Here is a 264-nt window from a genome sequence, read left to right as displayed (position 1 = left end):
CGTTTGAATCCGGTATCGACTCGGTCGGCTCCGCCCGCTTACGCCTGTCCGCCAAGTTTTATCTGGTGGCCATGTTCTTCGTTATCTTCGACGTTGAAGCGCTGTATCTGTTCGCATGGTCGACCTCTATCCGCGAAAGCGGCTGGGTAGGCTTTGTGGAAGCTGCAATTTTTATTTTTGTGTTACTGGCAGGTCTGGTTTATCTGGTGCGTATTGGCGCGCTGGACTGGACGCCCGCGCGTTCACGCCGCGAGCGTATGAACC

Annotated in this window: 1 pseudogene; it reads left to right on the top strand. The window is 55.3% G+C overall.

What is annotated here, in order from left to right:
- Positions 1-264 (top strand): annotated as a pseudogene (nuoA, locus tag FN960_RS24245) (NADH-quinone oxidoreductase subunit NuoA); the annotation flags it as partial.

It is taken from the genome of Alkalicoccobacillus porphyridii (genome assembly GCF_007293315.1).
Lineage (GTDB): Bacteria > Bacillota > Bacilli > Bacillales > Bacillaceae_D > Alkalicoccobacillus > Alkalicoccobacillus porphyridii.
Note: the sequence above shows the minus strand (reverse complement) of the source record. Positions and strands in the feature narration are given on the sequence as shown.